Raw genomic sequence first — 18,827 nt, 5'->3', positions numbered from 1 at the left:
AAGACAAGACCGAAAAGTACCGACCGGGCACGCCGCTTCGAGAACTCAGATCTCGGAGAGACGCGATTCGGTAGCTGCGAGCAGAACACACGTAGCCACGCCGTCCATGGCAACTTCGAGTTCAGCCGTGGACGGGAAGCTCGGGGCCAACCGGATGTTCCGGTCGTCCGGATCCGTGCTGTACGGGAAAGCCGATCCGGCAGCGGTGAGCGCGATACCCGCGTTCTTCGCCAGTTCGATGACGCGCTTGGCCGTGCCGTCGACCACGTCGAGGCTGATGAAGTATCCGCCCTTCGGCTCCGTCCAGGACGCGACCTTCGAAGCACCGAGACGATCCTCGAGGATCCGCAGTACGAGCTCGAACTTGGGCGCGAGGAACGCGCGATGCTTCTCCATGTGCGCACGAACGCCGTCGGCATTGCCGAAGAAACGCAGGTGGCGAAGCTGATTGACCTTGTCCGGTCCGATGCTCTTCTTGCCCAGAAACTTCTGGTACCAGGCAAGGTTTTCCGCCGAGCTACCGAAGAAGCTCACACCAGCGCCGGCGAAAGTGATCTTGGATGTCGACGCGAACACGAGCGGACGGTTGGGGTGTCCGGCCTCCGCTGCCATCGAGAGAATGTCGTAGGAAGGCGCAGTCTCGCCGACAAGCGGATGTACGGCGTACGCGTTGTCCCAGTACAGGCGGAAGTCGGGCGCGGCCGTCGGCATCGACGCGAGCGTACGGACAATTTCTTCGGAGTACACGGCACCGGTGGGGTTCGCGTAAACCGGAACCGCCCACATGCCCTTGATCTGCGGATCTGACGCAACAAGTTCGGCGATCTTGACGACATCCGGGCCGTCGTGGTTCATCGGCACCGCGATCATCTCGATGCCGAGGGACTCGGTGATCGCGAAGTGGCGGTCGTAGCCCGGTGCCGGGCAGAGAAACTTGATCTTCTCTTCCTGTGCCCACGGCCGGGCCGAATCCGGTGTGCCATGAAGCAGTGAGAACACGACGTTGTCGTGCATGATCTCGAGGCTCGCGTTGTTTCCGGCGAGAAGGTTCGCAACGGGGATACCCAGCAGCTCGCCGAAGATGGCGCGCAGTTCCGGCAGACCGGTGAGTCCGCCGTAGTTACGGCAGTCGGTGCCGCTTCCGTCACGGAAATCACCGTCGCCGGGCAGCGTCAGCAGCTCTGCGGAAAGGTCGAGTTGTTCCGGGGAAGGCTTACCGCGGGTCAGATCGAGTGCGAGCTTCTGCGCCTGGAGCTGCGTGTACTTCGCGCTCTGGCTCTCATGCTCGGAGGTGAGTTCTTCATGGCTCATCAACCCGATCTGGGTTTGGATAGGCATCCGGAGCGGCCTTTCACCGACGAGGCGGGGTCGGGTATGTGAAAAAATAGAGGACCCCGCGCACCCGGCAGAGCCCGTTGACCCTTGCTGCCTTCCGGCCCTGGGGGAGTTCACAGGATGCGCGCCGCGCGGGATCCAATGAACAGTGTAGACGGCTTTCTCCGGCCGCTGCACACCACCTACCGGGGCCGAGATGCAAACCTCGAGTTCCACCGGTTCTTCGCAGGTCAGGTACCCGTTTAACGCTTCGCGCCCGCAATTGGGTATGCTGCTCCACGGAGGATTCGCCTAGTGGCCTATGGCGCTCGCCTGGAACGCGGGTTGGGTTAACGCCCTCAGGGGTTCAAATCCCCTATCCTCCGCCAAAGGAACCCCTGTGAACTGCTGAGAAGCGGTTCACAGGGGTTCTTTTCTGTCCTCATGCAACGAGTAATGCAACAGGGTCTCGGTTCAGCTCGATGTTCTGCGAGCTCAGACGGTCTGCCGACTCGTGGTGGTTTCGATCCCGCAGCGCGCCGAATCGGAATGCTGCTGCGTGATTTCGAGTGGCCCGCCGATGGCCCGAACCCGATTCGGGAAGCTATGGCCACATCTGCTCCTGCAGCCCGCGTTGGTCATGAAATGACACCCGCGCCGCAAGTCTTATTTATCCAGATCCCATTCTGGATAAGATAGGCATGGAAAGCAAGGCGGCAATATAGCGTGGATACAGGGAGAGACCAGATGGCGTACAGGACGTTGAAATCGATCTTTCACCAACGAGATCGTGCTGGTGCCGATGCTGAGGAGCGAGCGCGACGCGATTCTCCCGCCGCCGTCCACTGGGACCTACTGATCGGCGAACACTCGACGTTCGCACTGATGACACCCGAAGTCGCAGCGCTGATCGAACGGATCATGAGCTTCGAGCCGAAGATCCGGGCTGAGTGGAACGGGCTGCCGGCCCTCGCGCGCACCCACTACCTGCATCGCATGGTGATCGACGAGATCCAGGCAACGAACGAGATCGAACAGGTCCGCTCAACCCGGAAGGAGATCAGCGAGGCAATCGAGATGGTGTGGGCGGAGCAACCCCTCGCGAACAAGCGGTTCGCCGAGATGGTGCGGCTCTATCTCAATATCGGCAACGACCAGGCCGAGAGTCCACAGACGCTCGACGACATCCGAGACGTCTACGACGCGGTAACTCGGGGCGAGATTCGCGACGAGGACGCCCCCGATCGGAAGCGGTTCCGGCAAGGGCCAGTATCGATCACGTCAGGAATCAAGGTCGTGCACACCGGTGTGGTACCCGAAACAGCGATCGACGACGCGCTGACCCTCATGCTGAGCCAGGGGGGCGACGACTCGATTCCACGACTGATCAGGGCAGTGGTCGCGCACTTCATCTTCGAGTACACGCACCCGTTCTACGACGGCAACGGCCGAACCGGACGCTACCTTCTCGCGCTGGACCTTCGACAGGTGTTGGCTCCGTATGCGAGCCTGGCATTGTCGGCGACCGTCGCCGACAACAAGGATCGTTACTACAAAGCATTCTCTGACGCGGAGAATCCATTGAACCGCGGAGATCTGACGCCCTACCTGATCGATATGCTGGAGATCATCGCCGAGGCGCAACATCGACTGCTGCTCGACCTCTCCGAGAGGCGGCATAAGATCGACACACTCGAGGCGCGTATCCGCGTTCTGGTGGAGGATGAGGAATTTCCGCTGAACTTGGGACTCGATCGCGAGTCGACGCCGCCGGTTGATAGCAACCACATCGGCGCAGTCCTGTTCACCCTGGGTCAGGCCCACTGCTTCGAGGCGAACCGCGCCATCAAGTTGAACACCCTGGTCGAGGTGGTGGGTCGATCCAGCCAGTTCGCCCGCCCGCGACTTCAGCGCCTGGACGATGCCGGGATCATTGAGACGGTTACGAAGAGACCGCTGCGCTTCCGGCTCACGGCACGGGGGGTATCGCTCCTCGATCTGGATGGGGAGTGATTTTCGCCAGGTCGCAGATGGGCTAGGCGAGCTGGGCCGTCCACCCGATTTTCGACCTACTTCACGAGCGTGGTCCAGAATCACGTCTGCCGGATTGGTACCCCGCAATTGCGCGGGATACGACCTCGGAGCCGCTGGACTTCTTGCTGCCGAACCACGCAATTTCGTTTGACAGACTCACAAACCCGAGGACAGACTTTCCGTCCAACCCAACCATCGGGAGTACGCGTGATTGCCGGCCAGACCAATCTGCTCGCAGATTGCAGCAGTTGCTTCGGTCTGTGCTGCGTCGCACTCCCCTTTTCCAAGTCCTCCGACTTCGCGACCAAAAAGAATGCCGGCGACCCCTGCAAGAACCTGCAGCAGGATTTCCGTTGCGGCATTCACACCGGATTGCGAAAGAAGGGCTTCACCGGTTGCACCGTCTACGACTGTTTCGGTGCGGGACAGAAGGTTTCACAGCAGACCTACGACGGCGTCAGCTGGCGTGATGCCCCGGAGACCGCGTCAGACATGTTCGAAACCTTCCCTGTCATACGCCAGTTGCACGAACTGCTCTGGTATCTCGCCGAAGCCCGCTCGCTGAAGCAAACCCACTCGATACGAAAGGAACTCGACGCTGCACTCGCAGAGACGGAAAGCCTGACCAACGGCACACCTTCGCAGATTCAAACCGTCGACGTCTCAGCACACCGAGCGGCAGTCAACACACTGCTCTTGCAGACGAGTAACCTTGTGCGCTCACCGATCTCAACCAAGAAGGGTCGAAAACTCGACCACCGCGGCGCAGACCTCATCGGCGCCAAATTTCGTGGTTCCGATCTACGTGGGGCCAACTTTCGCGGGAGTTACCTGATCGGTGCAGACCTCCGCGACTGCGAACTCGATCGAGCCGATCTGATCGGTGCAGACTTGCGCGGCACCGACATTCGCGGCGCAAAACTCCGCGGCAGTATCTTTCTCACGCAGTTCCAGATCAACGCGGCGATCGGCGATTCGGCTACCACGCTGCCCGATTCACTGACCCGCCCCAGCCACTGGGCCTGAACCCGACTGTCAACTCCGTCGTCTGTCGGCGACTGTCAACTCCGTCGACGGAGAACGACCTTGTTAGCTTCCGGATCGACAGACACCCACGGCGGGTCACCGTCCGTTCCGTCCTCACGATGCATCAATGCGCTCTGACGCTGTTCGAATTCATGATGCTTGGACCCCTGAAACAGGGCAGCAACCTCTTCGAAGCCCGCGGCCGAGACCGGACGAGTCGTACGTCCCCGAGTCCACGGCAGTGCCCGGCCGCCGGTGAGCCGGTTCCAGAGAGTCTCGGCGAAAGCGAACAGGACCAGCAGCACGAGCAAGCCTGGCAGCGTCAACGCGAACAGAGTGCCCATGAAAGAAGTCTAGCGACGAACGCCCCCGGTTCCCTCGACTTCCGATCGGCCGCCCTATGTCTGGTCCCGCGGTCGATGATCTGCCAGAATGCAAGCTGTTACGACTAGTAACACCTTCGGGGGGAGGATTTCACGTGAGCTTGATACTTGCAGCTACCGACCGTTCGGAGCTTGCCCAGACACTCGGTACCGAATTAATACATTTCGGGCACCAGATACAGCTCGTCCGCACCGGGCGCCGCCTACTCGATGACCTGGACACCGACAGTTTCGATATCGCCGTGATCGATCTCCTTCTGCCGGACATCGACGGCTACGAGATCGCACGGCAGATCCGCTTGCGCAGTTCGATGCCGATCATGATGCTGGTGGATACCTACGAGGACATCGACGAAGCACCACATCGCGCTGTCTCGGACTTTGTGCTGAACCCGATCGATTCTCACGCGCTCGATCTTCGGGTCACCGCAATCCTTCGTGAAACCGCACATCCCGCCCCCGGCAAACACCAACGTCACGGTGACCTGCTCCTCGATCGACGTGCGATGACGGCGACGATGGGCGGAAAGCTGCTGGTCCTCAGTCGGACCGAATGGCGGGTACTCCTGGAGCTGTCGACCGAGCCTGGGCGCGTGTACTCACGTGATCACCTGATCCGAAACGTGTGGGGTTCCGACCACGAAAGGACGCGTGTAGTCGACGCAACCATTCTCAGCCTGCGGTCCAAACTCGAATCCGATCCCGCGAAACCGAAGTACATCAAAACCATCAGGGGATTCGGATACCGCTTCGGCCCGGTCGACTGAAGTCGCCTTCGTGTCGGTGCCGCTCGATAAGCTCTTGTCATGGGTTGGTACACACCACAATCGGTCGCCCCGGATCTCTCCGACATCCTGGTGTGTGGCTGGACGGCGTGCGCAGAAGGAGAACACCTCCTCGTGCCCGATGCTTGCATGGACGTGCTGTGGATACGCGGCGTCGGCATACGCGTCTGTGGCCCCGAAACCGCTGCATGGTCATTCACTCTTCCGCCCGGAACACGCTCCGTGGGTGTTCGATTCCGCCCTGGATCGGCATCGCCGATGTTGCGAACCTCGGCGTCCGAGCTTCGGGATTCTCGCGCCGATCTCAGCGATGTAACCGACGCACGCACGGAACGAATACTGTTGAACCGCTTGGAAAATTCCGAAGACCACGAACAGGTCTCCATCCTCGAAAGCGCTGTTCGGAGTTGGGTAAGTTCGAGTTTCCGTCACGATCCGGTGATCAACCACGTTCGCACCGCACTGTCCGAACATTCGTGGAATGTCAGCTCTCTCGCCGACGCGGCGGCACTGACTTCGCGCCAACTCCAACGTCGATGCAACGACGCCTTCGGATACGGCCCGGCAACGCTGCGCTCGATCCTGCGCCTCCAGCGCTTCATGGCGCTCGCTCGCAGTCGACCCGCGCTGGGACTCGCTGAATCCGCCGCCCACTGCGGATTCAGCGATCAGGCCCACTTGACCCGTGAATGCCGCCGAATCTCGTCGCTGACCCCGGCGGCTCTACTCCGCACCCAAGCCCCCGACTGGCACGGGTCGGATACCGTTGTCGCGCTGGCGGAGGGAGACGCGGTCGCGTAATCCCGACCGCGCTCCCCCGCCGTCACTTCTGGCTGAAAAGCGTCCTTGCCGACCACAGCCCACCGAGGGAAAGAACTGCGACCGTCATGTAGTAGTAACTGGGGGCGTCGAGCGAGCCTGTTGTACTGATCAACCAGGTCAAGACCAACGGCGCGATTCCGCCTAGCAAAGTCACTCCGAGGTTGTACGACAATGACATTCCGGTAGCCCGGATCTCTGCCGGGAACAGCGAACTCATCAGGGCGGGCAAGGGACCGAAGGCAAACGCCATGATGACACCCAGGACCGAAACAACCAGGACGAGGGTCAGAGTCGACGGGTGATCGACCATCAATTTGAAGAGCGGCCAGGCCAAGACGATTGCCGCAACGGCGGCCCAGGTCATAACTCTCGCCGGTCCGACCCGGTCTGCAAGATGCCCGATCAACGGCACGGTGATCAAGGTGACCAGTCCGGCGACGATGCCGCCGAGATAGCCGGCCGAGGCGGAAACTCCGAGGTTCTTCACGGCAAACGTCGGCATGTACAAGATGAGGTAGATCGAGATAGTCGCGACGCCCACTACGGCGGCACCGGTCAGCACCCGGCCGAGATGCCTGGTCAGCGTCGTCTTCAGCGGAGCCCTTTCCGGAACGCTCGTCTTGAAATCGTCCGTTTCGTCAAGCTTGGCACGGATGTAGAGTCCGACCGGCCCGACGATGATGCCGAAGAAGAACGGAACGCGCCAGCCCCACGAGTAGAGCGCTTCATGCGAAAGGTGAGTGTTGAGCACGTATCCGAACAGCGATGCCAGGAAAACCGAGGCACCCTGGCTGGCAACTTGCCAGGAAGAGTAGAACGCCTTCTTGTGTGGCGCAGTCTCCACGAGGAAGGTTGTAGCAGTACCGAATTCACCGCCGGCGGAGAATCCTTGAATGAGACGTGAGACAAGGATGACGACGCCGGCCCACGGTCCGATCATCGAGGTCGTCGGCGCCACGGCCATGATGAGCGTGCCGATCATCATCAGCATCATCGTCAACGTCAAGGCGTTCTTGCGCCCGCGACGATCGGCGTAGCTACCGAGAACCATCCCGCCAAGCGGCCGGATGACGTACGAGATCGCGAACGTCGCGAACGTCAGTATCAAACCGAGCGTGTTGTCGCCGCCGGGAAAGAAATTATGGGCGATCACCACTGCGAATGATGCGTAGACGATGACGTCGAACCATTCGAGCGCAGCGCCGAGCGAACTGCTGATCACCGCCTTGCGAGCAGCGGCCAGGCGTTCCGGGGTGACTGTTCCGGAGGTTGGCGTAGTTGCCGTGGACATGGTTTTCCTTAGGGGGTCAGGGTGGGTCAGGCGCGGGCGTGAGCGATGACGTTCCGAACGAATTGCTCGCACTGTGCCAATTGGTCAAGTGTCACGTACTCGTCAGGTGCATGCGCCTGAGTGATGCTTCCCGGCCCACACACGACAGTGGGGATACCGATAGTCGCGAACATCCCGGCCTCGGTGGCGTACGCGACCTTTTCGTCCGAGGCCCGACCACCCCATTGTTCGACCAGTGCGGCCGCCGAAGCATTCGCATCCGTCTCCAGGGGAGGGACCGAGGCCGACACGTGCATCGTCACGGAGGCTGACGGGTTTTCTTCCTGCATCAGGTTCTCGATCCGATTCGTCTCGGCGGCAAAGCGTTCGAGCAAATCTGCGGCGCCAGCTGAGCTGATGCTCCTGAATTCGAAAGTGATGGAGCAATCCTCGGGGACAGTGTTCACTGCGATCCCGCCGGATACGAGATTGACCGAACACGTCGTCCAGGCCACGTCGAATGCGTCGTCGTACGGGCCGGACGCACGGAGCTCGTCGGCCGCGCTTCTGACGAACCGAATCAACTCCGCGCCGTATTCGATCGCGTTGACTCCTTGCGGAGTAAGCGACGAGTGCGCCGAAACACCATGCAGATCAACACGTATGACGTTCATCGACTTGTGTGCGCGAATGACCCGCATCTCCGACGGCTCTCCGACGACGCACACATCAGGGCGCAGGTTCCGGGAAACAACCTCCTCGACCAACCCGGCCGCACCGATGCAGCCGACTTCCTCGTCGTAGGAGAATGCAAAGTGAATCGGCTTCGCCAGCGGCCGAGCAACGATGTCGGGGATCGCAGCGACGACGATCCCGATGAACGACTTCATGTCGCACGTGCCACGTCCGTACAGGCTTCCGTCGCGAACGTCGGGCGTGAAAGGCTCGCTACTCCAGTCTTGATCGTCGACCGGCACTACGTCTGTATGGCCGGAGAACATCACACCGCCGGCAGTACTTCCGTCAGGAGGAGTGAACGTTGCCAACAAGTTGAGCTTCGTTCCCTCGTCATCGGCAACAAGTACCGGCTCGACCCCATGGCGACGTAGTTCCGCCGCAATGAGATCGATCAACGGTCGATTGCTCACGGCACTCGTCGTATCGATTCCGATGAGGCGTTGCACCCACTCGAGGCTTCTCTCTGTCGGAACAGCGGGCAACGTGGTCGATGACATCTGGTTTCTCCTTTCACAGCATGAACGCGGTGGGCACTCGCCACCGCGTTCTGCCCTTCGAGCATGAATGAAGTGATCCCAGACACAGTGAAGATGCACGATACTTGCACCATGATCGAAGAAACGCAGGATTCCGCCGTACTGGACGACGTCGACCTCGCCCTGATCAATTGCCTGCAACTCGACCCGCGAGCGTCGTGGCGCACGGTTGGCGACGCGCTCAAAGTGGATCCGGTTACCGTGGCTCGCCGCTGGCAGCGGTTACAGGATTCCGGCACCGCCTGGGTCTCTGCCAGGGCAACCGGCCATGGCCGTCCGGAGTCGTGTCTGGCTTTTGTCGAAGTCGACTGCACGACTTCGAACGCGTTGACGATTGCAGAACGACTTGCCCGCTGGCCGCACGTACTGAGCGTCGAACACACAAGCGGCCCAGGCGACTTGACACTTCTCGTCGAGGTCAGAGACATGGCTTTCCTGTCGCGCTTCCTGCTTCGGTCGCTCGCGTCGGTACCCGGGATCGTCAGTTCGCGTGCACACCTCGTCACCGAGGTCTTCGCGATCGGAGACGATTGGAAATTGCAGGTACTCGATGCCACGCAGCGGGCGGTGATGACAGACCGGCCTGTGCGCTACAAATATGCTCCGACGGATCAGCGCCATCACGGGAAGACCTTCGACGCGGTCGACCGCCAATTGATATTGAAGCTGGGCGAGGACGGTCGATCCTCGATTGCCGAGCTCACGGTCGGTACCGGCCTCAGCGAAAGTACGGTCAGGCGGCGACTTGCCGAATTGACGTCGCGCAACCAGATCGTGTTCCGCTGCGACGTGTCTCTGCCACTGTCCGGCTGGCCCCTCGTGACCTGGGTGTGGGGATATGTCGATCCCACGGACCGGTCGACGATTCGTGCCCTGGTGGAGCGAGTGCCGGGAACGCGGGTGTGCATGCGGATATCCGGTGGACGCGCCAACACACTGCTCGCGATCGCCGCACACTCCCTTCGCGAAACTCCCATTACCGAAGTACAACTCGCACAAGAGGCACCGGGCCTGGTGGTGCTGAACAGGTCAGTGGTGCTGCGATCGATGAAGAGGGTGGGCCGACTTCTCGACGACGAGGGCAAGAGTGCCGGGGTCGTACCGATGGACATCTGGGCGGAAGCCCCGGAGATCGAGTGAATGTCCGAAATAATCAATCACGATGCGCTGTGGCGGTGAAGGATTGTTGTCATGACTTCAACAGAGATCTCCCCCGCCCAGCGTTATCGGGATCTGGCCGCCGGATTCACGGCCCGGATCGACGCCGTACCCGCCGACCGCTGGGACGACGATTCCCCCTGCGAGGGCTGGACTGCCCGCGACGTGGTGAGACACGTGCTCGACAGCGAACGAGACATGGTCAAGGTAGTCGGCCTGGAATTGGCACCCGGTCCGTCGGTCGACGACGACCCGTCGGCAGCCTGGGCGGCCGTCCGCGATTCGATGCAGGAAATTCTGGACGATCCGGCAAAGTCCACCCTGGAATACGACGGACACTTCGGCAGGACCAACCTCGGGGCCACGGTCGAAGGGTTCTTGTGTTTCGATCTGGTCATCCACGGTTGGGACCTCGCGGCCGCAACCGGCACCGATACGACGATGCGAGACGCGGACGTGGAGTGGGTGTCGGAGATCGCCGCGGGCCTGGGCGAGTCGATCCGCATGAGCGGTGTGTGCGGCCCGGAAATACAGGTTCCGGACAACGCTGACAAAGCGACGAAACTCCTTGCCTTCCTCGGCCGGAAGGCGTGAAAAAGCACCCCTGACGTGGGCATTACTTCCATACGCATGTAATGTCGCGGTATGCCGGAACGCCGAAAATCCTCCACGAGTCCAGACCTGCTTGCGGCGGCATTGTTCGATGTCGCCGCGGAATCCGGACTGGAAAATGCCAGCGTTCGCGAGGTCGCAAAACGGGCGGGTGTCTCGATCGGCGCAGTGCAACATCATTTCTCGACCAAGGACGAGATGTTCGCATTCGCACTGCGAACACTCGTCGATCGATTGTTGACGCGACTGGCCGAATCGTCCGCCGACGCAGACCCGCATACCGCCCTGTTCCAGGCACTCTCGCAACTCCTGCCCCTCGACGAGCAACGCACGCGCGAGGCACATGTGCTCGCCGCGTTTGCCGTGCGTGCCGCAACCAGTGAGTCACTCTCCGAAATCCGCCGGACAACCCTGTTCACAATCCGCACCGGCATCTCGACAGTTCTGATCGGCATCGGAACTCCCGAAGCGGAAACCAGAGCGGCACTTCTGCTTTCAACCGTCAATGGATTGGCACTCGACGCACTCGGAAGCCCCGCCATGTATCCGCCGCAGTACCTCGATCACGCTTTGGAAACCCAGATCCGCCTCACCCTGCACGACGCCGAGAACCCGCTCGCCTCCGTCGGGCTCGCCAGCTGACGTGGAAGGAGCAGGACGCTTCGCGCCGAGCCCGTCTGGCGATCTCCATCTGGGAAACCTCCGAACCGCCCTCTTGGCTTGGCTTTTCGCCCGCACCAGCGGGCGCGACTTCCTCATTCGGGTAGAGGATCTCGACCGTGTCCGCCCCGGCGCGATGGAACGACAACTCGACGATCTGCGCAGGCTCGGCCTCACGTGGGACGGCCCAGTCGTATTGCAGTCACACCGTCTTCCCTTGTACCACAAGGCTATCGACCAATTGCGCGAGCGTGACCTGACCTATCCCTGCTTCTGCACACGCAAGGAGATCCTGCAGGCACCGTCAGCGCCCCATGCTCCAGACGGCGCCTACCCCGGCACGTGTCGGAACCTTTCGGAGGCCGAACGCGCCGAGAAATCGGCAAGTGGCCGATCTCCCGCGCTGAGGCTACGGGCCGGCATCGACTCGTTCACCGTCCATGACGAACTGTTCGGCGAGGTGACGGGACCAGTCGACGACGTCGTCCTGCTCCGCGGAGACGGGGTGCCCGCTTACAACCTTGCCGTTGTCGTCGACGACGGTGCACAGAACATCGACCAGGTGGTTCGCGGCGACGACCTCCTGACCTCGGCTCCGCGTCAGGCATACCTTGCCCAGCTGCTCGACATCGAACCACCGTCGTACGCCCACGTTCCTCTTGCCTTGAACAGTGAAGGCAAGCGACTCGCGAAGCGCGACGGCGCAGTGACTCTGGCAGATCAACTCGAGGCCGGACGCAGTACCGAGCAGGTTCTGACGATGATCGCGTCGAGCATCGGTCTCGCCGAACCCGGCGAGGTTGTCACACCACCCCAATTGGCGGATCGATTCGACTCTCGCAAGATCCCCCGGACCCCGTGGATTTTCCCGGCGAAGTAAGTGACGTATCAATCGGTGCCTCGTCGGAACAAAACTACGATTGTCCGATATGACAAAGCCGTCCGCAATAGCTATTCGTTGGCAATTCTCGAATAGTGAAGTACGGTCGAGACTGGCGAAGGAAATTCAGGGCGAGTTGTTCCTGCAAAACCACGCCCGGGATCTGAACCTGGAATCCGACCACAGTACCCACTTGCAGCATCCACGCTGACACGCACGTGCGGCACGGGCGACTCAGGACGAAAAGGAATACGCATGGTCCGCGAGCTTCGCGAGGCACTCGACGACCATCAATTCGAGGTGTTGTATCAACCCCAGGTCAATCTGAACTCGTCAGCAATTATCAGCTATGAAGCTCTTTTGCGTTGGCGCCATCCGCTGCGAGGGTTGATCGAACCTCAAGATTTCATGCGCTCCGCCGAATCCTCTGGGCTCATCATTCCCATCGGGCTACAAGCTCTGGAAATGATTTGTGCCCAAACAGCGTCGTGGCCTGAGCACATGATGGTCGCGGTCAACTTTTCGCCTCGCCAACTCGCTACCCCGCACGCCGCTCACGAGATCCTCGGAGCGCTCGACAGTTCACAAACGCCACTGAGCAGAATAATCGTGGAAGTCACCGAACTCGGCGTCGTAGGCCGGCATGCCGCCGAGACTCTTCACGTCTTGCACAACGAGGGAATTCGAATCGCGCTGGATGATTTCGGGGCGGGCTTCGCGTCCTTCTCCGCATTGTCGGAATTGCCGCTCGACATTCTCAAGATCGACCAATCCTTGACCTGGGCTGTCAGCGCAGCGGGTCGTGCTGGAGACCGCGCCTTCATGGTCATGGAGTCCATCGCCGACATCGCTCGGAAGCTAGGGCTTGATTCGATCGCAGAGGGCGTCGAAACCGCGGAACACGCAGCCAACGTCTTGCGGGCCGGCTGCGACATGGGCCAGGGCTATTACTTCGGCAAGCCACTTCCTGCGTCGTCCGTCGTCACTCCCGTGTGAGCGCTCGCCACTTCAGCACGACGACACTTCAGTACGACGACGATGCACTCGCTATGAGTGCGACCACGAGAATCACGGCAAAAATTGCCAAGAAGGCCGCGCCGACCGCAATTCCGGCTATCGCAAGCCCGCGCCCCTGTTGACCTGTCTGCTTGATCTGATTGAGCGCGACAATTCCCAGAATGATTCCGACGATTCCGCCGAGACTGTAGAAGCAACCACCCGCAAGCGATACAACCAGCGATGCAATTGCGAGACCATTGGTGCCGACCGGCTGCATCGGCGGTGCGTACCCACCCGCGAATTGATTCGGTTGACCGTACGCATTCGGCGGCTGAGCGTACTGAGCCTGTCCGTATTGAGCTTGTCCGTATTGTCCGGGTTGCTGATATTGATTCTGCTGATATTGATTCTGCGGTCCGAAATTTTGCGGCGGCAGGTACGGGTTCGGTTCACCGATTCCGCCCGGCTGGGGGTTATTACCGGGCGGGTTGTACGACGGCGGTGGATAACCCGGGTACTGCTCGTTGGGAGTGGTATATCCGGGAACTTCAGGTGAAGACTGCGTTTCGGACGGGGACACGCCGTACCCCTCAGGAGGCAGGCTCGGAAATTCTCCGTACCCAGGTTTTGCCTGGTAATCGCTCGAAGAATCGTCGTTGTTGCCCCCGGAACTCGTCATACAACGCAGCCTAAACCACAGGTGACCTCCGAATCCAAGTGAGCAGATGTCATCCACATCGCTCTTTGATCCCAGTAGGGTCATATCCACTGTCACACTCGAGCGCGATATTTACGACTGAGGGGAACACATGACAACCGGTGGGTACGACCCCAACCAGAATCCAGAAGGCGGGAAGCAATTCCCACCCCAGGATCCATATGGCCAGCAGGGAACACCTCCTCCCGGAAGTTACCCCCCTCCCGCAGGCCCCCCGCAAGGCGGAAGCTACCCGCCCCCGCAGGGCGGAAACTTCCCGCCCCCTCAGGGTGGCAACTACCCGCCTCCCGGTGGATACCCGCCGCCGCCCCAGGGCGGAAACTTCCCGCCGCCTCCGCAGTTCAACGACCAAGGTGCGTACGGCGGAGGAAACCGGCTGCCCTCTGGCGCCGAAGCCGGTGGACTGGGTATTCGATTCGGCGCTCGCCTTATCGACTACATCATTCTCGGCCTAGTGGTCGGGCTCCTGATCATCTTCGTCGATTCGGGATACTGGATAACAGGCCTGCTGACTGCCCTTCTGACATTCGCATATTTCGTTGGGTTCGAGGTCACACAAGGTTGGACCCCAGGCAAGAAGCTCCTTGGGCTGTCGGTGAAGGCCCCGGGAGGCGCGGGCCTTCCCACTCCGCAGCAGTCCGCAATTCGCAACGCATTCAACCTCTTGTCGATCATTCCGATCATCGGAGGACTTCTCTCGCTCGTTGCGTACATCGTCATCGCGGTCACCATCAACAACAGCCCCACCAAGCAGGGCAAGCATGACGAGCTCGCTGGTGGAACTCAGGTAGTCAAGGGTTAGGTGCGCATATGACAACCGGTGGGCACGACCCCAACCAGAATCCCGAGGACGGAAAGCAATTCCCGCCCCAGGATCCCTACGGCCAGCAGGGAACGCCTCCTCCTGGGAGCTATCCCCCGCCGGCGGGGCCTCCGCAGGGCGGAAGCTACCCGCCGTCTGGTGGATACCCCCCACCTCCTCAAGGTGGCAATTACCCGCCGCCAGGTGGATATCCGCCGCCTCCACAGGGTGGAAGCTATCCCCCTCCCGGTGGCAACTACCCACCGCCCGGTGGATACCCGCCACCTCCCGGAGGCGGTAACTTCCCACCGCCGCCCGCCAACGACTACGGCGCAGGATTCGGTGGACCGCAGCTTTCTGTGGGTGCGGCAATTACCTACGGCTGGAACAAGTTCAAAGACAACGCATTGGTTTGGATCGGAATCTCGATCATCGCGTTCTTGATCGCCGGACTGATCCAGGGCGCTTTCAACGGTTTCGACTACACCAATACCGAATTCAGCGCGCTGTCGATCGTGGGTGGATTGGTCACCGCTATCGTCGGCTACATCATCCAAGCCGCATTCCTTCGTGGAGCGTTGAGCGAATTGGATGGAATCAAGCCGGCTTTCGGCACCTTCTTCCAATTCACCAACATCGGCGCAGTTGTTCTCGGCGGTTTCCTGGTAGCAGTGGCAACTTACGTCGGTTTGGCTCTCTGCATCATTCCCGGCATCATCGCGGCGTTCCTGCTCTACTACACGCTGACCTTCATCGTGGACAAGAATCAGGATGCGATTTCGGGCATCAAATCGAGTTACGCGTTGACCTCGTCGAACGTCGGAACGTTGGTCCTGCTGGCGCTCGCTCTGATCGGTATCAACATCGTCGGTGCGCTGCTGTGTGGAATCGGTCTTCTGGTGACGGCGCCCGTCGCGTTGATCGCCAGCACCTACGCATACCGCGTGCTGACCGGCGGCCATGTAGCTGCCTGATCCGTTCGTTTGCATCACCGAAGGCCCTGCGGTTCCACGTGAAACCGCAGGGCCTTCGGTGTGTTCTGCGCAACTGGACGGTCGCCAACTCGCATCCGAGCGCCTTGTGGTGCTTGGATGACGGACGTGACAGCTCAGGATCAGCAAGACGAATCGACCCACGAAACCAAATTTGCGCACGTCAGCCGGGGTTATTACCCGACGATCGTCGCGCTCTTCACCGCAACGCTGCTGATCTCGAACGTGGCGGCGACCAAGGGGGTCGCCTTCTTTGCGGATTCCGACTTCTCGCTCGGTCCCTTGCAGATTCTGCCCATCATCACCGATGGTGGATTCTTCTTGTTCCCGCTCGCCTACGTCCTCGGTGACGTGCTCAGCGAGGTCTACGGCTTCAAAGCGACCCGACGCGCGATCTACCTGGGCTTCGGCGCACTGATTCTTGCCGCTGCGTGCTTCTGGATTGCAGTGCAACTCCCGTCGGCAGAGTTCTACGAGAACCAGGCCGCCCTCGAAACCGTGGTCGGTGTCATTCCCCGGCTGCTGGTCGCAGGCTTGGCCGCCTACCTCGTCGGACAGCTACTGAACTCACTGGTTCTGGTCATGATGAAAAAGCGCATGCAGGAGAAGCATCTGTGGGCGCGACTGATCGGCTCGACCGTCGTCGGCGAATTCGCCGATACCCTCATCTTCTGTTCCATAGCGGCCGGTGTCATCGGCATCAGCACATGGGAAGACTTCATCAACTACGTGCTGGTCGGCTTCCTGTGGAAGACGCTTGTCGAGGTTCTGGTCATGCCGATCACCTACCGCGTCATCGCATACGTGAAGAAGCGCGAACCGACCTACGCCTGAGGTGCAGGCGTCTTCGCCGCGTAGAACTTTCCGAGCATGTCAGCCTTGAAGTCGTGGAAATACCCGCCTTCGATGCTGGCTCGGATGTCGTCGACCAACTTCACGGTGAATCGCTCGTTGTGGATGGTGCAAAGCGTCGACGCGAGCATTTCCTTCGCCTTGAAGAGGTGATGGATGTACGCGCGGGTGTAATTGGCGCACGTGTAGCAATCGCACTCGTCGTCGATAGGCGTGAAGTCACGACGGAATCGGCTGGTGTTGATGTTGAACCTGCCGGAGCGGACGTAAATCGCAGCATTGCGAGCAACACGCGACGGGTTGACGCAGTCGAAAGTGTCCGCGCCGTTCTCGATTGCGACGAAGAAGTCGTCCGGTTCACTGATGCCGAGCATATGACGCGGCTTGTTCTCGGGTAGTTCCTCGTTACACCAACGCACGATCGTTCCGAGGTTCTGCTTCTCGAGGGCGCCGCCGATGCCGTAGCCGTCGAAGCCGTATCCGTTCTCGCCTTCGATCGACTCGAGTCCGCGGCAGGCTTGACGTCGCAGATCTTCGTACTGCGCGCCTTGGATCACGCCGAAGAGAGCCTGATAGGGCTTGTCAGCGCGTTCGGCGGTGAGCTTCTCGTGTTCATTGATACAGCGGATCGCCCACGCCTGCGTGCGCTCGACCGATCGCTCCTGGTAGCCGCGGGTGTTGAGCAGCGTTGTGAGCTCGTCGAACGCGAACATGATGTCGGCGCCGAGCTGATGCTGGATCTGCATCGACACCTCGGGGGTGAAGCGATGCTTACTGCCGTCGAGGTGCGATTTGAACGTCACGCCCTCGTCGTCGACTGTCGCGAGACGCTCCTTGCCCTTCGCGATGACGTCGTCGGACTGCACACCGACGGCCTCCATCGCGAGCACCTTCTTGAACCCGACACCAAGCGACATCACCTGGAAGCCACCGCTGTCGGTGAAGGTGGGCCCGTCCCAGTTCATGAACTTGCCCAGCCCGCCGGCCTCGTCGACGATGTCGGGGCCCGGCTGCAGGTACAGGTGGTACGCATTGGCGAGCAACGACTGCGCACCGAGTTCCTTCATGGACTCGGGCAGCACGGCCTTGACCGTGGCCTTGGTTCCGACAGCCACGAACGACGGCGTCGCGATATCGCCGTGCGGTGTGTGGATGGTTCCGGTTCGTCCGAGCCGGTCCTCGAGCCTGGTCCCTATCGTGAAAATCGACTCGGGACGCTTGTCGACGGAGGGCGCGGGCGGTGTCGGTACTGCAGAAGTCACGGGCTCAATCCTGTCACAGGAGCAAATATCGCCGTGATCACAGCGAAGAAAGTTCCTACGCGATCAGCATCCGCATTGGTCTACTGACCGAACCCGAGCGGTACCGCCGCGTGAGGGTCCCCACCATACTTCCCACTACACATCCCCCGGCTCGACCGGTTTACCCCGCCAACCCGCTGACAGGAGCTCACTTGACGAGACAGCCCGGCCAGACCTACAACTTCGTCACCGTCGACGTCACAGACTCGATTGCCACCGTGACTATCGACAAACCTCCAGCCAACGCATTCAACCCCAGCATGATCGCCGAGCTTCTGGAGATACTGCCGGTACTCGCGTCGGACCAGACCGTCCGCGTCATTGTCGTGACGGGCACTGGACGGTTCTTCGTCGCCGGTGCGGACATCACCGTGATGCGCGAGCTGACGGAAGAAACTCAGCGCGCGATGCGCCCGTGGGTCGACGTACAGCGGATCCTCGAGTCGGCTCCCAAACCTGTCGTCGCGAAGATCAACGGGCACGCACTCGGCGGCGGAGCAGAACTGACGTTGGCCTGCGACTTCCGCATCATGGCGCAGTCGGCGACCATCGGCTTCCCCGAGATCGGACTTGGGCTTTTTCCGGGTGCCGGTGGCAGCCAGCGACTTCCACGCCTCATCGGGGCTCACCGAGCCAAAGTGCTCATGATCGAAGGCAAGCGCCTCAGCGCCGAGCATGCACTCGATATCGGCCTGGTCGACACCGTCGTTGCGGACGCCGACCTCGATGCGCATTGCGCTGACCTCGCACGCGAACTCGCGACGAAACCCACTGCCACCATCGGAATGATCAAACGCATTGTCGACGAGGGCATGTCGTTGCCGCTCGATCAAGCGCTGGATCTCGAATTCGAGGCAGTGCTCGACCTGATCAAGACGGACGACGCTGCTGAGGGACTTCAGTCATTCCTCGACAAGCGGTCCCCCACCTTCACGGGACGCTGAC

General features: G+C 60.8%; 19 protein-coding genes, 1 tRNA gene and 1 other RNA gene. 14 read left to right on the top strand and 7 right to left on the bottom strand.

Annotated features, from left to right (window positions below; genetic code table 11):
• Nucleotides 1–45: 45 nt before the first annotated feature.
• Entirely contained in the window at nt 46–1,338 is a 1,293-nt protein-coding gene (locus YH3_RS03810; protein WP_019746524.1) for an aminotransferase class I/II-fold pyridoxal phosphate-dependent enzyme, read from the bottom strand.
• A gap of 41 nt (nt 1,339–1,379) precedes the next feature.
• Nucleotides 1,380–1,479, bottom strand: an RNA gene (ffs, locus tag YH3_RS03805) — signal recognition particle sRNA small type.
• A 136-nt stretch (nt 1,480–1,615) separates the two neighbouring features.
• Here ffs and YH3_RS03800 point away from each other — a divergent pair.
• From YH3_RS03800 to YH3_RS03790, 3 genes are all read left to right on the top strand, one after another.
• Nucleotides 1,616–1,703 (top strand) — tRNA-Ser (locus tag YH3_RS03800).
• A gap of 358 nt (nt 1,704–2,061) precedes the next feature.
• On the top strand, nt 2,062–3,327 hold the full coding sequence (locus tag YH3_RS03795) for a Fic family protein (RefSeq protein WP_064443005.1): 1,266 nt from the start codon (nt 2,062–2,064) through the stop codon (nt 3,325–3,327).
• Between the two features lie 228 nt (nt 3,328–3,555).
• On the top strand, nt 3,556–4,374 hold the full coding sequence (locus YH3_RS03790; RefSeq protein ID WP_064443004.1) for a pentapeptide repeat-containing protein: 819 nt from the start codon (nt 3,556–3,558) through the stop codon (nt 4,372–4,374).
• A 35-nt stretch (nt 4,375–4,409) separates the two neighbouring features.
• Here YH3_RS03790 and YH3_RS03785 read toward each other — a convergent pair whose 3' ends face one another.
• Nucleotides 4,410–4,718, bottom strand: coding sequence for a DUF6191 domain-containing protein (locus YH3_RS03785; RefSeq protein ID WP_007731580.1), 309 nt, complete (start codon nt 4,716–4,718; stop codon nt 4,410–4,412).
• Nucleotides 4,719–4,852: 134 nt separating this feature from the next.
• Between YH3_RS03785 and YH3_RS03780 the strand changes: the two genes are divergently transcribed.
• Together YH3_RS03780 and YH3_RS03775 are read left to right on the top strand one after the other, a co-directional pair.
• A complete protein-coding gene (locus YH3_RS03780) occupies nt 4,853–5,524 on the top strand; it encodes a response regulator transcription factor (protein ID WP_007731581.1) in 672 nt (223 codons plus the stop codon).
• A gap of 39 nt (nt 5,525–5,563) precedes the next feature.
• Nucleotides 5,564–6,343 carry a helix-turn-helix domain-containing protein gene (locus tag YH3_RS03775; protein ID WP_003943809.1) on the top strand — a complete coding sequence of 260 codons (780 nt, stop codon included), beginning with the start codon at nt 5,564–5,566 and terminating at the stop codon, nt 6,341–6,343.
• Nucleotides 6,344–6,365: 22 nt separating this feature from the next.
• On the opposite strand, the gene YH3_RS03770 is transcribed toward YH3_RS03775, so the two are convergent.
• Nucleotides 6,366–7,655, bottom strand: a complete 1,290-nt coding sequence (locus tag YH3_RS03770; RefSeq protein ID WP_030535736.1) for an MFS transporter — start codon at nt 7,653–7,655, stop codon at nt 6,366–6,368.
• 26 nt (nt 7,656–7,681) lie between these two features.
• On the bottom strand, nt 7,682–8,869 hold the full coding sequence (gene argE, locus YH3_RS03765) for an acetylornithine deacetylase (protein ID WP_064443003.1): 1,188 nt from the start codon (nt 8,867–8,869) through the stop codon (nt 7,682–7,684).
• Between the two features lie 111 nt (nt 8,870–8,980).
• Here argE and YH3_RS03760 point away from each other — a divergent pair, with 111 nt between their 5' ends.
• The 5 genes from YH3_RS03760 to YH3_RS03740 all read left to right on the top strand — a co-directional run bounded on the left by YH3_RS03760 (nt 8,981) and on the right by YH3_RS03740 (nt 13,214).
• Complete coding sequence (locus YH3_RS03760) at nt 8,981–10,048, top strand: Lrp/AsnC family transcriptional regulator (RefSeq protein WP_003943972.1); 1,068 nt, start codon at nt 8,981–8,983, stop codon at nt 10,046–10,048.
• A 51-nt stretch (nt 10,049–10,099) separates the two neighbouring features.
• Nucleotides 10,100–10,660 (top strand): TIGR03086 family metal-binding protein, encoded by a 561-nt coding sequence (locus tag YH3_RS03755; protein ID WP_007731584.1) that lies wholly within the window; start codon nt 10,100–10,102, stop codon nt 10,658–10,660.
• A gap of 51 nt (nt 10,661–10,711) precedes the next feature.
• The gene (locus YH3_RS03750) at nt 10,712–11,320 is read left to right on the top strand and encodes a TetR/AcrR family transcriptional regulator (protein ID WP_019746515.1); all 609 of its coding nucleotides are present in this window, start codon (nt 10,712–10,714) and stop codon (nt 11,318–11,320) included.
• Nucleotide 11,321: 1 nt separating this feature from the next.
• The gene (gene gluQRS, locus YH3_RS03745; protein WP_042447725.1) at nt 11,322–12,218 is read left to right on the top strand and encodes a tRNA glutamyl-Q(34) synthetase GluQRS; all 897 of its coding nucleotides are present in this window, start codon (nt 11,322–11,324) and stop codon (nt 12,216–12,218) included.
• 255 nt (nt 12,219–12,473) lie between these two features.
• Nucleotides 12,474–13,214, top strand: coding sequence for an EAL domain-containing protein (locus YH3_RS03740; RefSeq protein WP_003943863.1), 741 nt, complete (start codon nt 12,474–12,476; stop codon nt 13,212–13,214).
• 28 nt (nt 13,215–13,242) lie between these two features.
• On the opposite strand, the gene YH3_RS03735 is transcribed toward YH3_RS03740, so the two are convergent.
• Nucleotides 13,243–13,896: a DUF4190 domain-containing protein gene (locus YH3_RS03735; RefSeq protein ID WP_007731588.1), complete on the bottom strand. Its 654-nt coding sequence runs from the start codon at nt 13,894–13,896 to the stop codon at nt 13,243–13,245.
• Between the two features lie 130 nt (nt 13,897–14,026).
• On the opposite strand from YH3_RS03735, the gene YH3_RS37265 reads away from it, so the two are divergent.
• The 3 genes from YH3_RS37265 (at nt 14,027) to YH3_RS03720 (ending at nt 16,563) form a co-directional block, all read left to right on the top strand.
• Nucleotides 14,027–14,737 carry an RDD family protein gene (locus YH3_RS37265; protein ID WP_007731590.1) on the top strand — a complete coding sequence of 237 codons (711 nt, stop codon included), beginning with the start codon at nt 14,027–14,029 and terminating at the stop codon, nt 14,735–14,737.
• Nucleotides 14,738–14,745: 8 nt separating this feature from the next.
• Nucleotides 14,746–15,711: a hypothetical protein gene (locus YH3_RS36555; protein WP_238592518.1), complete on the top strand. Its 966-nt coding sequence runs from the start codon at nt 14,746–14,748 to the stop codon at nt 15,709–15,711.
• 117 nt (nt 15,712–15,828) lie between these two features.
• Entirely contained in the window at nt 15,829–16,563 is a 735-nt protein-coding gene (locus YH3_RS03720; protein ID WP_030535741.1) for a queuosine precursor transporter, read from the top strand.
• On the opposite strand, the gene tgt is transcribed toward YH3_RS03720, so the two are convergent.
• Nucleotides 16,554–17,843, bottom strand: coding sequence for a tRNA guanosine(34) transglycosylase Tgt (tgt, locus tag YH3_RS03715; protein ID WP_007731594.1), 1,290 nt, complete (start codon nt 17,841–17,843; stop codon nt 16,554–16,556). The genes YH3_RS03720 and tgt overlap by 10 nt on opposite strands.
• 191 nt (nt 17,844–18,034) lie before the next feature.
• Here tgt and YH3_RS03710 point away from each other — a divergent pair, with 191 nt between their 5' ends.
• Nucleotides 18,035–18,826 (top strand): enoyl-CoA hydratase/isomerase family protein, encoded by a 792-nt coding sequence (locus tag YH3_RS03710; RefSeq protein WP_064443463.1) that lies wholly within the window; start codon nt 18,035–18,037, stop codon nt 18,824–18,826.
• The last annotated feature ends 1 nt before the right edge of the window (nt 18,827 follow it).

Source organism: Rhodococcus sp. YH3-3, assembly GCF_001653035.1.
Classification (GTDB): Bacteria; Actinomycetota; Actinomycetes; order Mycobacteriales; family Mycobacteriaceae; genus Rhodococcus_F; species Rhodococcus_F qingshengii.
This window is presented reverse-complemented; position numbering and strand designations above follow the sequence as displayed.

Excerpts from the sequence above, each read along its gene's own strand:
- YH3_RS03810 (WP_019746524.1), bottom strand. The coding sequence starts at position 1,338 with ATGCCTATCCAAACCCAGATCGGGTTGATGAGCCATGAAGAACTCACC.
- YH3_RS03795 (WP_064443005.1), top strand. The coding sequence starts at position 2,062 with ATGGCGTACAGGACGTTGAAATCGATCTTTCACCAACGAGATCGTGCT.
- YH3_RS03785 (WP_007731580.1), bottom strand. The coding sequence starts at position 4,718 with ATGGGCACTCTGTTCGCGTTGACGCTGCCAGGCTTGCTCGTGCTGCTG.
- YH3_RS03775 (WP_003943809.1), top strand. The coding sequence starts at position 5,564 with ATGGGTTGGTACACACCACAATCGGTCGCCCCGGATCTCTCCGACATC.
- YH3_RS03770 (WP_030535736.1), bottom strand. The coding sequence starts at position 7,655 with ATGTCCACGGCAACTACGCCAACCTCCGGAACAGTCACCCCGGAACGC.
- argE (WP_064443003.1), bottom strand. The coding sequence starts at position 8,869 with ATGTCATCGACCACGTTGCCCGCTGTTCCGACAGAGAGAAGCCTCGAG.
- YH3_RS03760 (WP_003943972.1), top strand. The coding sequence starts at position 8,981 with ATGATCGAAGAAACGCAGGATTCCGCCGTACTGGACGACGTCGACCTC.
- YH3_RS03755 (WP_007731584.1), top strand. The coding sequence starts at position 10,100 with ATGACTTCAACAGAGATCTCCCCCGCCCAGCGTTATCGGGATCTGGCC.
- YH3_RS03750 (WP_019746515.1), top strand. The coding sequence starts at position 10,712 with ATGCCGGAACGCCGAAAATCCTCCACGAGTCCAGACCTGCTTGCGGCG.
- YH3_RS03740 (WP_003943863.1), top strand. The coding sequence starts at position 12,474 with ATGGTCCGCGAGCTTCGCGAGGCACTCGACGACCATCAATTCGAGGTG.
- YH3_RS03735 (WP_007731588.1), bottom strand. The coding sequence starts at position 13,896 with ATGACGAGTTCCGGGGGCAACAACGACGATTCTTCGAGCGATTACCAG.
- YH3_RS37265 (WP_007731590.1), top strand. The coding sequence starts at position 14,027 with ATGACAACCGGTGGGTACGACCCCAACCAGAATCCAGAAGGCGGGAAG.
- YH3_RS36555 (WP_238592518.1), top strand. The coding sequence starts at position 14,746 with ATGACAACCGGTGGGCACGACCCCAACCAGAATCCCGAGGACGGAAAG.
- YH3_RS03720 (WP_030535741.1), top strand. The coding sequence starts at position 15,829 with ATGACGGACGTGACAGCTCAGGATCAGCAAGACGAATCGACCCACGAA.